This window comes from Mycobacterium sp. E1386 (assembly GCF_001672745.1).
In the GTDB taxonomy this organism is placed as follows: domain Bacteria; phylum Actinomycetota; class Actinomycetes; order Mycobacteriales; family Mycobacteriaceae; genus Mycobacterium.
In genome coordinates this window covers 21,983-35,831 of sequence record NZ_LZKH01000149.1, presented here as the reverse complement: position 1 = coordinate 35,831, position 13,849 = coordinate 21,983, and the positions used below count along the sequence as shown (strand labels likewise).

Genomic DNA, 13,849 nt, shown 5'->3' with positions numbered 1-13,849 from the left:
GAATCGCAAATCTTTTTCCGCGGTTATACCCGCGGCCACACCGCTGATGCGTCGACGCCGTCGGGGGCGTCGCCCACGTTCTCTACCAGGCGCGATAGCCGGCGACGGCCGCTGATCCGCAGCGCCGGCCGGCCGCCGCGGGTGCCGATCAATGTGGGCGACGCCCCCGACGGCGTCGACGCATCAGCGGTGTGGCCGCGGGTATAACCGCGGAAAAAGATTTGCGATTCCGGCGGCCGGTTTGCGCAGTCGCGCCTCAGGGTGCGAAATTGTCAGGTGCCCGAGGGCGAAGGAACGCTGGCGTATCTGAATTTCCGCGGAATTTTTGACGCCGGCCTGTCATTCTTCTGCGGGGTGGCCTCGCAGGGGGGCCGCGATCAAGGATGGAGCGTAAGCGTAGTTGGCCGACCCGAATCTCAAGGACCGCGAGAGCGGCCGGGCTGGGAGCCGTAGGCGACTCGTCATCGTCGAGTCGCCGACCAAAGCGCGCAAATTGGCCGGTTACCTGGGCTCCAACTACATCGTCGAATCCTCGCGCGGGCACATCCGCGACCTGCCCCGCGCCGCGGCCGACGTGCCGGCGAAATACAAGTCGGAGCCGTGGGCCCGCCTTGGTGTCAACGTGGACCACGACTTCGAGCCGCTCTACATCATCAGCCCCGAGAAGAAGAGCACCGTCAGCGAGCTGAAGGGCCTGCTGAAGGGCGTCGACGAGCTTTACCTGGCCACGGATGGTGACCGCGAGGGCGAAGCCATCGCCTGGCACCTGCTGGAAACCCTGAAGCCGAACATCCCGGTCAAGCGGATGGTGTTCCACGAGATCACCGAGCCGGCCATCCTGGAGGCCGCCGAGAACCCCCGTGACCTGGACATCGACCTGGTCGACGCGCAGGAAACCCGCCGCATCCTGGACCGGCTGTACGGCTACGAGGTCAGCCCGGTGCTGTGGAAGAAGGTCGCACCCAAGCTGTCGGCGGGGCGGGTGCAGTCGGTGGCCACGCGCATCATCGTGCAGCGGGAACGCGACCGGATGGCGTTCCGCAGCGCCTCCTACTGGGACATCCTGGCCCGTCTGGACGCCAGCGTGTCCGACCCGCAGGCCGCACCACCGACCTTCACCGCCCGGCTGACCAGCGTCGACGGCCTGCGCGTTGCCACCGGCCGCGATTTCGACTCGCTGGGCCAGCTGCGCAAGGCCGACGAGGTCACCGTGCTGGACGAGGCGCGGGCGACCGAGCTGGCCAGCGGGCTGCAGGGCGCCCAGCTGTCGGTCGCCTCGGTGGAGGAGAAGCCCTACACCCGCCGGCCCTATGCGCCGTTCATGACGTCGACTCTGCAGCAGGAGGCCGGCCGCAAGCTGCGGTTCTCCTCGGAGCGCACCATGAGCATCGCCCAGCGGCTCTACGAGAACGGCTACATCACCTATATGCGTACCGACTCGACGACGCTGTCGCAGTCGGCCATCAACGCCGCGCGCACGCAGGCGCGTCAGCTCTACGGCGAGGAGTACGTCTCGCCGTCGCCGCGCCAGTACACCCGCAAGGTGAAGAACGCGCAGGAGGCGCACGAGGCCATCCGGCCCGCCGGCGAGACCTTCGCCACGCCGGACGCGGTGCGCCGCGAGCTCGACGGCGACGAATTCCGGCTCTACGAGCTGATCTGGCAGCGCACCGTGGCCTCGCAGATGGCCGACGCGCGCGGCACGACGCTGAGCCTGCGGATCAACGGGCAATCCGGAGAAAGGCAAGTGGTGTTCTCCGCGAGCGGGCGGACCATCACGTTCGCCGGCTTCTTGAAGGCCTACGTGGAGACCGTCGACGAATTGGCCGGCGGCGAGGCCGACGACGCCGAGAGCCGGCTCCCGCAGTTGACGCAGGGCCAGCGGCTGGACGCCATCGAGCTGACGCCCGACGGGCACGCCACCAACCCGCCGGCGCGCTATACCGAGGCGTCGCTGGTGAAGGCGCTCGAGGAGCTGGGCATCGGCCGCCCGTCGACGTACTCGTCGATCATCAAGACCATCCAGGACCGCGGCTATGTGCACAAGAAGGGCAGCGCGCTGGTGCCCTCGTGGGTGGCGTTCGCCGTAATCGGTTTGCTGGAGCGGCATTTCGGCCGGCTGGTCGATTACGGGTTCACCGCCGCGATGGAAGACGAGCTCGACGCGATCGCCTCGGGGCAGGAGCGGCGCACCGACTGGCTCAACCGCTTCTACTTCGGGGGCGACCACGGGGTGGCCGATTCGGTCGCGCGTTCCGGCGGCCTGAAGAAGCTCGTCGGCGTCAACCTGGAAGGCATCGACGCCCGAGAAGTCAACTCCATCAAGTTATTCGACGACGAGCAGGGTCGCCCCGTGTACGTCCGGGTGGGCAAGAACGGGCCTTATCTGGAACGCATGGTGACCAACGACGAGGGTGAGCTCGGGCCGCAGCGCGCCAACCTCAACGACTCGCTGACGCCGGACGAGCTGACGCTGGAGGTGGCCGAGCAGCTGTTCGCCACACCGCAGGAGGGACGCACGTTGGGCGTCGACCCGGAGACGGGTCACGAGATCGTCGCCAAGGACGGCCGGTACGGCCCCTACGTCACCGAGATCCTGCCGCCGCCACCGGAAGACGACGAAGGCGGCGCCCCCGCCAAGAAGGGGAAGAAGCCCACCGGGCCCAAGCCGCGCACCGGCTCGCTGCTGCGCAGCATGGACCTGCAGACCGTCACCCTCGAGGACGCGCTGAAGCTGCTGTCGCTGCCCCGGGTGGTGGGCGTGGACCCGCAGACCGGTGAGGAGATCACCGCGCAGAACGGCCGCTACGGCCCATATCTCAAGCGCGGCACCGACTCTCGTTCACTGGCCACCGAGGACCAGATCTTCGAGATCACGCTCGACGAGGCGCTGAAGATCTACGCCGAGCCCAAACGCCGCGGCAGGCAGGCCGCGGCCGCGCCGCCGTTGCGGGAGCTGGGCGCCGACCCGGCGACCGGCAAGCCGATGGTGATCAAGGACGGCCGATTCGGTCCCTACGTCACCGACGGCGAGACGAACGCGAGCCTGCGCAAGGGCGACGACGTCCTGTCGATCACCGACGAACGCGCCGCCGAACTGCTGGCCGACCGGCGGGCGCGGGGTCCGGTCAAGCGACCCGCGAAGAAGGCCGCCCGCAAGAAGGCCCCGGCCAAGAAGGCCGCCAAGCGCAGCAGCTAGCCCGGTCTAGTAGCCCGGGCCGATCGACTCGCTGTGCACGTCCTCGCGGACGGGTCGCACTGGCTGGGAGTCCGTGGTTCCGGCCAGCTTGACCGGCCGGGCCAGCTGAGTGGGGGCGGTGCGGCCCCGCAGCTCGACGACCTCGCCCACGTCCCAGCACAACGCCTCCGCATCCAGCGCGCCGCTGACGGCGATCGCCGACGCCAGCACGTGGCCGGACTCGAGTTTGGCCAGCTCGGTCAGCCGGGCGGCCTCATTCACCGGGTCGCCGATCACGGTGTACTCGAAGCGGGCCTGCGCGCCGATGTGCCCGGCGATCGCCCTGCCCGCCGAGACACCGATCCCGAACTCCGCCGCCCCGATCACCGGGAGCAGCTCGTCGTGCAACTCGCGCGCCGCGGCGAGCGCTCCGCCCGACGCGTCGGGGTGTTCGATCGGCGCGCCGAAGATGGCCAGGGCGGCGTCGCCCTGGAACTTGTTGACGAAACCGCCGTGCCGGCCCACGGTTTCAACCACTACGCGGAAGAACTCGTTGAGCAGGTGGACCACCTCGGCGGGCGGGCGGGTCGCGGCGAGCTTGGTCGAGCCGACCAGGTCGACGAACAGCACCGCGACGTGGCGCTCCTGACCGCCGAGCTCGGTGCCGCGCTCCAGGGCGCGGCGGGCGACGTCTTCACCGACGTAGCGGCCGAACAGGTCGCGCAGCCGCTGCCGCTCGGACAGGTCACGCACCATGTCGTTGAAGCCGGCCTGCAGCAGGCCCAGCTCACTGGCGTCGTAGATCTGCATGTGCGCGTTGTAGTTTCCGCGCTGCACCTCCGACAGCGCCCAGCGCAGCTGGCGCAGCGGGTCGGCGATCGACATGGCGACCAGCAGGGTGCTGACGAAGCCGATGCCCAACGCGGCCAGCGCCAGCAACAGGATGGGGGTGAACAGCTTCTCGGGCGTGGCGTGCAGCAGGGACGCCTTGTCCGCCATCACCGCCAGCACAATGGCCAGCACCGGGACGGCGGTGGACAGCATCCATGTGAGGATCTGCCGCAGGATGACGCCGGGCGCCTGGACGTTCTCGGGGACGCCGCTGCGCAGGGCGGCCACGGCCACCGGCCGCAGCACCCGCTCGGACTGCAGGTAGCCGATGATCGCGGTCGCGGCGGCGCCGAGCCCGGTGGCCACGGCGACGACGGGCGCGGCGAACCGGGCCACCGACCAGCTGGCGATGATGAACACCACGCCGCCGATGCACCAGGCCGCCATGCTGATGAGCGTGCGATAGAAGGGCATCCGCAGGGCGCGGCTACGCGCCAGCTCGGTGGCGGCGGGGTCGGCCTCGGCGAGCAGGTTGTCGCGGCGCTGCCAGCGGAAGACCGGCATCAGCAGCTTCAGGTTGACCATCCAGCCGGCCAGGAACAACACCACCAGCGCGATCGCGAAGACCGCCAGATTCAGGACCGGCAGATCCTGCAACTGGATGCGATCCTCGGGCGGCAGCGCGTAGCGCAGGAAGCCCAGCACGAAGAGGGCGCCGATGATGTCGGCCTGCAGCATGCTCAGCGAGAACAACGGCCACGGGGTACGCACCACCCACCGGACGAATGCGCTGATCCGCCCGGGCAGTGCTGCCGCTGTTGCCACGAACCCACCGTATCGGTCAGCAGGGACTTGTCGGAAACTTACAACGATCTCGGCGGGCCCCCATCCGGTCCGAAAAGAGCCCAAATGTAACGGGATTGTCCCAATACGGTGGCTGATCGGTATCTGTCGGCGGTGGTGGCTACTGTTACCGGTGATGTCCGGGGTGTTTACGCGGCTGGTAGGCCAGGACGTGGTGACGGCCGAGCTGCTCGCCGCCGCCAGGGCGGCCCGCGGTGATCTGGTTCACAGCGATGCGGGCGCCGGGACTATGACACATGCATGGCTGATCACGGGCCCTCCCGGGTCGGGGCGCTCGGTCGCGGCGCTGTGCTTCGCCGCCGCGCTGCAGTGCACCTCCGATGGGGAACCGGGGTGCGGCCAATGCCGGGCGTGCACGACGACCATGGCCGGCACCCACTCCGACGTGCGCCGGGTGATCCCCGAAGGGCTGTCCATCGGGGTGGACGAGATGCGCGCCATCGTGCAGATCGCGTCGCGGCGTCCGGCCACCGGGCACCGGCAGATCGTGGTGATCGAGGACGCCGACCGGCTCACCGAGGGTGCCGCCAACGCGCTGCTCAAGGTCGTCGAGGAGCCGCCGCCCTCGACCGTGTTCCTGCTGTGCGCGCCGTCGGTGGACCCCGAGGACATCGCCATCACGCTGCGTTCCCGCTGCCGGCACGTCGCGCTGGTCACCCCGCCGACCGAGGCGATCGCGCGCGTGCTGATCGACAGCGACGGCCTGACCCCGGACACCGCGAACTGGGCGGCGTCGGTCAGCGGCGGCCACGTGGGCCGGGCGCGGCGACTGGCCACCGATTCCGAGGCCCGGGAACGCCGCGAGCGGGCGCTGGCGTTGGTGCGCGACGCCGCGACGCCGTCGCGGGCCTACGCCGCCGCCGAGGAGCTGGTGGCCGCCGCCGAAGCCGAGGCCGTCGTGCTCACGGCGGATCGCGCCGAGGCCGAGACCGAGGAGCTGCGGACCGCGCTCGGCGCCGGCGGCACGGGCAAGGGCACCGCCGGGGCGATGCGGGGCGCCACGGGCGCGATGAAAGACCTCGAACGGCGGCAGAAATCGCGTCAGACCCGGGCCTCGCGCGACGCGCTGGATCGGGCGCTGATCGACTTGGCGAACTATTTCCGGGACGCGCTCATGGTCTCGGCGGGCGCGGGTTCGGTGCGGCCCAATCATCCGGACATGGCCGAGCGGGTGGCGGCGCTGGCCGCCCACGCCCCGCCGCAGCGGTTGCTGCGCTGCATCGAGGCGGTGCTGGAGTGCCGCGAGGCGTTGGCCATCAACGTCAAGCCCAAGTTCGCCGTCGATGCCATGGTGGCCACCTTTGGCCAGGAACTGCGCGATTGATTTCGTCGCGCCCGCCCGCCTGCCGTAGACTCGTGCCGCCCGGCGAGAGGGTGTGCCGCCTTAGCTCAGTCGGTAGAGCGATTCACTCGTAATGAATAGGTCGGGGGTTCGATTCCCCCAGGCGGCTCCACGATTCTTCACCGGGCGCGCGGCTAGGCCGGCGCCAGGAACCCCACCGGACCAGAAGCGAGGCATAACGCCAGCGCGGTGGTGTTGGCGCGCACGGTGATCGCGTCGCCGGCGCCGGGCAGCCGGGCGAACACCCGGTTGAGTCCGGGATGCACGGGGACCTTGACGTCGGGTCCCTGCGTCATCGCCAGGGTCATCGTTCCCTCGCTGTTGGCCAGGTAATTGAGCTCGACGCTCCAGTCGGCGGGCAGCAGCGGGCCGTCCAGGACCAGGCGCGCCGGCTTGTCCGGCTGCGCGAAGTAACCGCAGTGCGGCATGGGTCCTGGCACGATGGTCCGCACCCAGGTCACCCGCGCCCTGACCAGTCGGCCCGAGCTGTCCAGCATCCGCAATTGCGTTGTGGCCGAGGCGAATTCGGGCCGGTCGTGCAGCAGGGCGAACAGGTGGCTGGCGAGGTTCTCCGGCGCCGCCACCCGCTGCAGCACCAACGGATCGACCTCCTGGTCCAGCAGCGGCGCCGTGGAGGCCGCGTGCGCGGCGGCGAGATCCGCCCGGGCGTTCTGTAGGTAGCGCTGGGCCGGGTTGTCGCGCCAGCTGGTCAGAAACGTCGCCGTCGAATACAGGCTGCTGGCCACGAACAACGCCGCCAAGACCAGCGTCACCGCGGTACGTCTGGGCGAGGCGTCCAGCCAGCGCGGCGCGGCGGGCCGGTTCGGCGCGCAGAACGCCACGGCGGCCAGCAGCGCCAACACGAAGACGAGATCCGGGAAATAGCGCAGGGTTTGGGCGAGTTCCAGCGCGGTCAGCTTCGACGACCGCATCAGGTAGATCGGCACCTGGCAGGCGACGGCGTAGCCGGCCGCGGTCAGCCACACCGGCCCGATGCGCTGCTTGCGCACGAGTGAGACCGCGACGGCGCCGCCCAGCACCAGCCAGCCGAGCGCCATCACCAGCGGCGGGGGCGTGGCCCACGGCGAGGCCGGCGCCCACCGGTCCCAGTGCCACGGCCCGCCGGCCAGCCCGGGAACGATGCCGTGCGTGATCGATCGCCCCAGCAGGTCCGCTGTCATCGCAAGGTCGGAGCTCCACCGCCCCTGGTTGACCACGGCCAGGTAGAGCGCGATCCAGCCCGCGGTGAGCGCCAGCGTCGCGACCCATAGCCGCAGCCCGGCCCGCCACACCGTCAGCAGCGCCGCCCGGTCGCCGCCGACGTGGCGCAGCAGCGATACCACCGCGAACGCGACGAACGGGATGACCGCCGCCTTCTCGAAGAACAGCAGCCCACCGAAGTAGGCCAGCGTCCCGGTTACCGCGTAGCGCTGGTTGCCCGTCCGCACCAGCAGGACGGCGTCGGCGCACACCCACGCCAGAGCCGCCAGCATCGGCAGTGAGTTGAGCGCCGCCGCCCACCACGCGAACCCCGGCACCGCCAGCGGGGTGAACAGCGCGAAGGTCAGCGGGACCAGCAGCACCGGCCGCTGGCCGAGGATGACATACAGGGCGCGCAGCAGCGCAAGTGAGGCCAGCAGCTGCAGCATTAGCAGGCTGATCGCGGGTCCGGTCCAGTCCAGCGGGGCCAGCCGGATGATGGCGCCGCCGAGCAGGAAAGCGCCCGGCATTACGTGGCCGTCGTGGTCGTCGAACAGGTACGCCGGCGACAGCAGGTTGTGGGTGCCTGCCTTCCCGATGAGGATCAGGTCGTCCCAGTAGAAGTAGCCGCCGAACGCGAGGACCGCGCGTATCGCCAGCGCAACGGCGATCAGCGCGACGGCCACGGCCACTATGTATGGTGGGCCGGTGCGCGCACTGGTTACCGGGGCAGCCGGATTCATCGGGTCGACGCTAGTCGACCGTCTACTGGCCGACGGCCACACCGTGGTGGGACTGGACAACTTCGCCACCGGCCGCGCGACCAACATCGAGCACCTGGCCGACAACCCCGCGCACGTCTTCGTCGAGGCGGACATCGTCACCGCCGACCTGCAGGCCATCCTCGACGAACACCGGCCCGAGGTGGTCTTCCACCTCGCGGCCCAGATCGACGTGCGGCACTCGGTCACCGACCCGGAGTTCGACGCCTCGGTCAACGTGATCGGCACGGTGCGCCTCGCCGAGGCGGCGCGGCGGACGGGGGTGCGCAAGGTCGTGCATACCTCGTCGGGCGGATCCATTTACGGCACCCCGCCCGTGTATCCGACCCCCGAGACCGTGCCGACCGACCCGGCCTCGCCGTACGCGGCCGGAAAGGTGGCCGGCGAGATCTACCTGAACACCTTCCGGCACCTTTACGACCTGGACTGCTCGCACATCGCCCCGGCCAACGTCTACGGACCGCGGCAGGACCCGCACGGCGAAGCCGGTGTCGTGGCGATCTTCGCCCAGGCGCTGCTGTCGGGTAAACCCACCAAGGTGTTCGGCGACGGGAGCAAGACCCGCGACTACGTGTTCGTCGACGACGTGGTGGACGCCTTCGTCAAGGCCGCCGGGGAGGCGGGCGGGGGACAGCGGTTCAACATCGGCACCGGAGTGGAAACGTCTGACCGGCAACTGCATTCGGCGGTGGCCGCGGCGGTCGGGGGGCCCGACGACCCGGAGTTTCATCCGGACCGGCTGGGCGATCTGAGGCGGTCGTGCCTCGACATCGGTTTGGCCGAACGGGTTTTGGGGTGGCGTCCGCGGGTCCGGCTCGACGACGGCGTGCGCCGCACGGTCGAGTACTTCCGCAGCGCCCAGACGGTCTAGCTGTGTTCGGGCGCCTGCGCGCCCTCGAGCGCCAGGGCGCGGGCGAGCCGGGCATAGCGCAGTTCCAGGTCCTTGAACCGCATGTACGTGCTGAGCGTGGTGAAGCAGAAGGCCATGACGAGCGCGTAGAGCATCAGGTCGGTGCCGCGGCGCACCCCGAACCACTGCGCCACGACCGTGGTGTCGTCGGGCCGCAGCACGGCATAGACACCGGCCAGCACGAAGACGATGTAGCCGACCTTGACCCAGGCCCGCGACCGCGCGTTCCGGCGCGACCGCAGCAGATAGACCAGCAGCGCGATGATCGATCCGATCAGCAGCACCTGGATCCAGTTCATCTGGGAATCCTCCCTCGCAGGAACCCGTCGAAGATGATGTTGACGCCGTTGAGAAGCGGCTGCCCCTTCGACTTGGAGTAATCGGTGTAGAGCACCTCGACCGGTTGTTCGACCACGCGCCAATGGTTTTCGGCGATCAGCATGATGAACTCGTTGGCGTGGCTCATGCCGCTCATGGTGATGTCCAGCCCGTCGGCGACCTTCTTGTTGAAGACCCGCAGCCCATTGTTGGTGTCGGTCAAGCCAAGTCGGCGGCCACGACGGCTCAGGCGCGCGGCGGTCTGCAGCACCAGCCGCTTCACGAACGGCGGCCGGGTGCCGCCGGGGGCGGCGAACCGCGTCCCGATGACCACGTCGACGTCCTCCGCGCAGAGCCGGTCCACCATCGCGGCCAGGTCCTTGACCCGATGCTGCCCGTCGCCGTCGAACGTGGCGAACACCTGCGCCCCAGGCTGTTTGCGGGCGTACTCGACGCCGGTCTGGATGGCCGCGCCCTGGCCCAGATTGATCGGATGCCGCACCAGATGAGCGCCGGCCCGCCTGGCGATCTCGCCGGTGCCGTCGGTGCTGCCGTCGTCTACGCAGACGACGTTGTCGAAGATCGAGCGCACATCGGCGACCACGTCGCCGATGACGGTGGCTTCGTTAAAGGCGGGGATGACGATCCAGGCGCCCGAGTATTTGGAGTCAGTAACCATCTAGCCCACAAGGTTAGCCAGGATCAGGCGGCCAAGCGCTCGGCGCGCGAGAGCGCCACCAGATGAACGCCGATTCCCACCAGCGGGCCGCACAATAAGCCGACCACGGTCCGGGTCTGCAACGGCAGCGGCAGCAGCAGCAGCAATCCCGAGGCGACCGTCGCGCCGACCCAGCCCAGCGAGTACGCCCGGTGCAGCGCCGCCGCTACCGCGCCGGCCCCGGTGAGCGTCAGCATGGCGATCGCCACCGCCGCCGCGGTCAACCAGGCCAGCAACGCGCCGCTGGCCTGGTACTGCGGCCCGAAGGCGACCCGCAGCAGCCACGGGCCCACCACCCCGGCGGCGATCACGCCGACCGCGCCGATACCGCCGATGATCCCCGCGGGCGCGATCAGGGCACGAACCCGGTCGCTGCGCGCGTCGACGAAATGCGCGATCAGATTCCCCTGCATGGCTGTCAGCGGCACCAGCAGCGGCGCCCGCGTCAACGTCACGGCGAGGATGATCACCCCGCCCTCGGCCCCGAGCTCGTCGCTGGTCAGCTTCAGCAACACCGGAAAACCCATCACCAGAATCGCGCTCGCGCCCGCGGCGGTGATCGAATGGGCGGTCCCGCGCAGGAAGGTCCGGGCGCCACCGGGCGTCAGCATCCGGGCGGCGGCCCGCGCCGAAGGTGATGCCACCAGCATGATCAGCCAGGCGACCGCGCCCGCGACGGTGGCCCACAGGAAGCCGACCAGGCGCCAGCCGAGCACGACGGTGGCCGCGGCGACGGTCACCCGGATGACGGCGTCGGTCACCATCAGCGCCCCGTATCCGGTCCACCGATCGGTGCCGGCCAGCATGCCCAGCAGGGTGGCGTGCACGCAGAACCCGGCCAGGCCGACGCTGAGCAGCGCCACCGACAGCCAGCGCTGCTCGACGAACACCCGCCCGCTCCACAGCGGCGCGCTGCCGGCGATCACCACGGCCGCGCCCACGCCGACCAGTGCCGCGACTCGCAGCGGATGGGTCCGCGGTTCGTCCCCGCCCGGCAAGGCCGCCGGCAGGTGGCGGCTCGAGCGGACCTCCCGGGTCGTCTCTTGAAGCAACCCGTTCGCGGCGCCGGTGACCAATCCGAATGCCCCCCAGAACACCCCGAAGACCGAAAAGCCGCCCGGCGCCAGGTCACGGGCGGCCAGGTAGATCACGGCGTAACCGCACAGGGCGGTCAGCGCCGTCGCGGCGCCGACCCGGGCCACGCTGCCGCGCGTGATCGGACCCGCGCCGGTGGAGGCTTGGGTACCGCCGACTTCGGGCATGGCCACAATTTGAAAATAGTAAGTGGCCGTGGATGCTGGTCGGCGGCGGCGACCGGGCTTCGCTATCGTGGGCGGCTGTCGGAAAGGACACCTTGGCCGCGTTGCGCATCTTCGGGATCTCGCTGTTGGTCACCGTGGCGGCCCTCATGGCGGGTTATGCCCACGGCGGCCTGAAGGACCTCTTCTTACTGCTGGTGCTGGCCACCCTCGAGGTGTCGCTGTCGTTCGACAACGCGATCATCAACGCCGCGATCCTGAAGCAGATGAGCCCCTTCTGGCGGCGGATGTTCCTGACCGTCGGGATTCTCATCGCCGTGTTCGGGATGCGGCTGGTCTTCCCGTTGCTGATCGTTTGGGCGACCGCGGGCCTCGATCCGGTCCGGGCGATGGAGTTGGCCCTACACCCCCCGCAGCACGGGGCGCTGGAATTCCCCGACGGCTCGCCCAGCTACGAAAAGCTGATCGCCGCCGCGCACCCACAGATCGCGGCGTTCGGCGGGACGTTCCTGCTGATGCTGTTCTTGGACTTCATCGTTTACGACCGAGACATCAAATGGCTCAAGTGGATTGAGGCTCCGTTCGCCCGCATCGGGCGGCTTGGGCAGGTATCGGTGGCGGTGGCCGTCGTGGCGCTGGTGCTCGTCGGGACGCGATTGACGCACTCCAGCGACGAGGGCCAGACGGTGCTCACCGCGGGACTGCTGGGCCTGGTGACCTATTTAGTGGTCAACGGTCTCAGCCGGGCGTTCCGCCCGCCGGACCTCGAGGCGGTGTCGGCCGGCACGGCGGTCGGCAAGGCCGGCTTCACGTTGTTCTTGTATCTCGAGGTCCTCGACGCCGCCTTCTCGTTCGACGGGGTAACCGGCGCCTTCGCGATCACCTCGGACCCGATCGTCATCGCGCTGGGCCTCGGACTGGTGGGGTCGATGTTCGTCCGGTCCATCACCATCTTCCTGGTGAAGCAGGATGCGCTGGACCGCTACGTGTACCTGGAGCACGGCGCGCACTGGGCGATCGGGGTGCTCGCCGTGATCATGCTGCTCTCGGTCAACCCGCACTACCAGGTCCCCGAGCCGATCACCGCGTCGGTTGGGGTGGTGTTCATCGGCGCGGCGCTGAGCTGGAGCGTGCTGCGCAATCGGCGCAACGCCAAGGCCGCGGCGGCCGCTTAGGCCTCGATCTGGCCCGCGATGCGTCGTTCGATGCCGGCCCTCGCGGGGGCCGGCAGCACGATCAGGCCATCGAGTTCCTTGCTCGCCCGCGCGTAGGCATTCTGTCGTTCATCGCGGGTGGCCGCCTCGTCCTGCGCCAGGTGCAGCAAGCTTTGGGCCCGCGCCATCCGTTGCTGTTCGTCCGCCGAGAAGTCGCTGCGACGCCGGCGAATCGCCTCGGCCTCGGCGATCTCAAAGGCGCTGATGTACTCGTGGACGGCGTCGCGGTATTCCACCAAAGCGTCCCGGTTGCCGACCAGGCTCTCGGGCGGTTCGGGCCGCAGCAAATCCGCATGCCGCTTCGCCCGATGGAACGCGATGGTCAGCGGGGCTCGCATATCGGTCATCATCGGGAAGTCCAGCAATCGCGCGATATCGACTTCATAGTCGAACCACCGGATGTCGGTACGGTCATGCGCCTCAACGAGTTTGGCGATCTCTCGCCGATCGCTTTGCGCGTTGGTCCGCGCCCGGCCCGATGCCTCAGCCACCGCGATCTTGGCCTGCTGCTTCAGCCGATACCGTTCCAGCCGGCGCTCGGCCCGACGCTCGTTCGCCGCCGCGATGGCGCGAAGGCCGCCGCCGATCGCACCGCCCAGCGGAAAAACCAGCCACCAGAAATTGGCGGCGAAATGCAACACCGGGGTCACATCGCCAGGATGCCACCGGACCTCGGCATGCGGTTACGCCACGAGCGTTACCGCACGTCAGCGGGCATCAGTGTCCGTTGGACTTGAACCGCTCGACCGAACGCTGGACCTCGGCTTCGGCTTCGGCGCGGCCGACCCAGTCGGCGGTCTTGACGAACTTCCCCGGCTCGAGCGCCTTGTACTGCTCGAAGAAGTGCTTGATCACGTCCAGTTCGAATTCGGGCACGTCGCCGATGTCCTGGATGTGGTCCCAGCGATGGTCGCCGGCCGGCACGCACAGCACCTTGTCGTCGCCCCCGGCCTCGTCGACCATCCGGAACATGCCCACGGGGCGCGCCTCGACTATCACGCCGGGGAACACCGACTGCGGCAGCAGCACCATGGCGTCCAGCGGGTCGCCATCCTCACCGAGTGTGTCCTCGATGAAGCCGTAGTCGGTGGGGTAGGCCAGCGAGGTGTAGAGGTAGCGGTCCAGACGCACCCGGCCCGTCTCGTGATCGACCTCGTACTTGTTGCGCTGGCCCTTCGGAATCTCGATGGTCACGTCGAATTGCACTGTGTGCTCCTTAGATCTGGGCTTTTC

At 69.3% G+C, this 13,849-nt stretch carries 11 protein-coding genes, 1 tRNA gene and 1 pseudogene; 5 read left to right on the top strand and 8 right to left on the bottom strand.

Annotated features, from left to right (window positions below):
- Window positions 1-23: 23 nt before the first annotated feature.
- A pseudogene (locus A5709_RS28845) lies at window positions 24-203 on the bottom strand (hypothetical protein); the annotation flags it as partial.
- A 197-nt stretch (window positions 204-400) separates the two neighbouring features.
- Between A5709_RS28845 and topA the strand changes: the two are divergent.
- A complete protein-coding gene (gene topA, locus A5709_RS15750; protein WP_067947303.1) occupies window positions 401-3,199 on the top strand; it encodes a type I DNA topoisomerase in 2,799 nt (932 codons plus the stop codon).
- A gap of 6 nt (window positions 3,200-3,205) precedes the next feature.
- Here topA and A5709_RS15745 read toward each other — a convergent pair whose 3' ends face one another.
- On the bottom strand, window positions 3,206-4,918 hold the full coding sequence (locus tag A5709_RS15745) for an adenylate/guanylate cyclase domain-containing protein (protein ID WP_369827342.1): 1,713 nt from the start codon (window positions 4,916-4,918) through the stop codon (window positions 3,206-3,208).
- 70 nt (window positions 4,919-4,988) lie between these two features.
- Here A5709_RS15745 and A5709_RS15740 point away from each other — a divergent pair, with 70 nt between their 5' ends.
- Entirely contained in the window at window positions 4,989-6,197 is a 1,209-nt protein-coding gene (locus tag A5709_RS15740; protein WP_067947299.1) for a DNA polymerase III subunit delta', read from the top strand.
- A gap of 54 nt (window positions 6,198-6,251) precedes the next feature.
- A tRNA-Thr gene (locus tag A5709_RS15735) sits at window positions 6,252-6,327 on the top strand.
- Window positions 6,328-6,349: 22 nt separating this feature from the next.
- On the opposite strand, the gene A5709_RS15730 is transcribed toward A5709_RS15735, so the two are convergent.
- Window positions 6,350-8,158, bottom strand: a complete 1,809-nt coding sequence (locus A5709_RS15730) for a hypothetical protein (protein ID WP_197520162.1) — start codon at window positions 8,156-8,158, stop codon at window positions 6,350-6,352.
- Between A5709_RS15730 and A5709_RS15725 the strand changes: the two genes are divergently transcribed.
- On the top strand, window positions 8,124-9,068 hold the full coding sequence (locus A5709_RS15725; protein WP_197520161.1) for an NAD-dependent epimerase/dehydratase family protein: 945 nt from the start codon (window positions 8,124-8,126) through the stop codon (window positions 9,066-9,068). The two genes, A5709_RS15730 and A5709_RS15725, sit on opposite strands and share 35 nt — an antisense overlap.
- Here A5709_RS15725 and A5709_RS15720 read toward each other — a convergent pair.
- Genes A5709_RS15720 through A5709_RS15710 form a run of 3 tightly spaced genes read right to left on the bottom strand, consistent with a single transcriptional unit; the run spans window position 9,065 to window position 11,405 of the window.
- Entirely contained in the window at window positions 9,065-9,406 is a 342-nt protein-coding gene (locus A5709_RS15720) for a DUF2304 domain-containing protein (protein WP_066955604.1), read from the bottom strand. The genes A5709_RS15725 and A5709_RS15720 overlap by 4 nt on opposite strands.
- The gene (locus A5709_RS15715) at window positions 9,403-10,104 is read right to left on the bottom strand and encodes a glycosyltransferase family 2 protein (RefSeq protein WP_067947295.1); all 702 of its coding nucleotides are present in this window, start codon (window positions 10,102-10,104) and stop codon (window positions 9,403-9,405) included. The genes A5709_RS15720 and A5709_RS15715 overlap by 4 nt, the downstream gene beginning before the upstream one ends.
- Window positions 10,105-10,127: 23 nt before the next feature.
- Window positions 10,128-11,405: a hypothetical protein gene (locus A5709_RS15710; protein ID WP_068120674.1), complete on the bottom strand. Its 1,278-nt coding sequence runs from the start codon at window positions 11,403-11,405 to the stop codon at window positions 10,128-10,130.
- A gap of 92 nt (window positions 11,406-11,497) precedes the next feature.
- On the opposite strand from A5709_RS15710, the gene A5709_RS15705 reads away from it, so the two are divergent.
- A complete protein-coding gene (locus tag A5709_RS15705; RefSeq protein ID WP_067947305.1) occupies window positions 11,498-12,577 on the top strand; it encodes a DUF475 domain-containing protein in 1,080 nt (359 codons plus the stop codon).
- Here A5709_RS15705 and A5709_RS15700 read toward each other — a convergent pair.
- Both A5709_RS15700 and A5709_RS15695 read right to left on the bottom strand, forming a co-directional pair.
- The gene (locus tag A5709_RS15700; protein ID WP_067947294.1) at window positions 12,574-13,266 is read right to left on the bottom strand and encodes a hypothetical protein; all 693 of its coding nucleotides are present in this window, start codon (window positions 13,264-13,266) and stop codon (window positions 12,574-12,576) included. The genes A5709_RS15705 and A5709_RS15700 overlap by 4 nt on opposite strands.
- Window positions 13,267-13,333: 67 nt before the next feature.
- Complete coding sequence (locus A5709_RS15695; protein ID WP_066955591.1) at window positions 13,334-13,822, bottom strand: inorganic diphosphatase; 489 nt, start codon at window positions 13,820-13,822, stop codon at window positions 13,334-13,336.
- Between the last annotated feature and the right edge of the window lie 27 nt (window positions 13,823-13,849).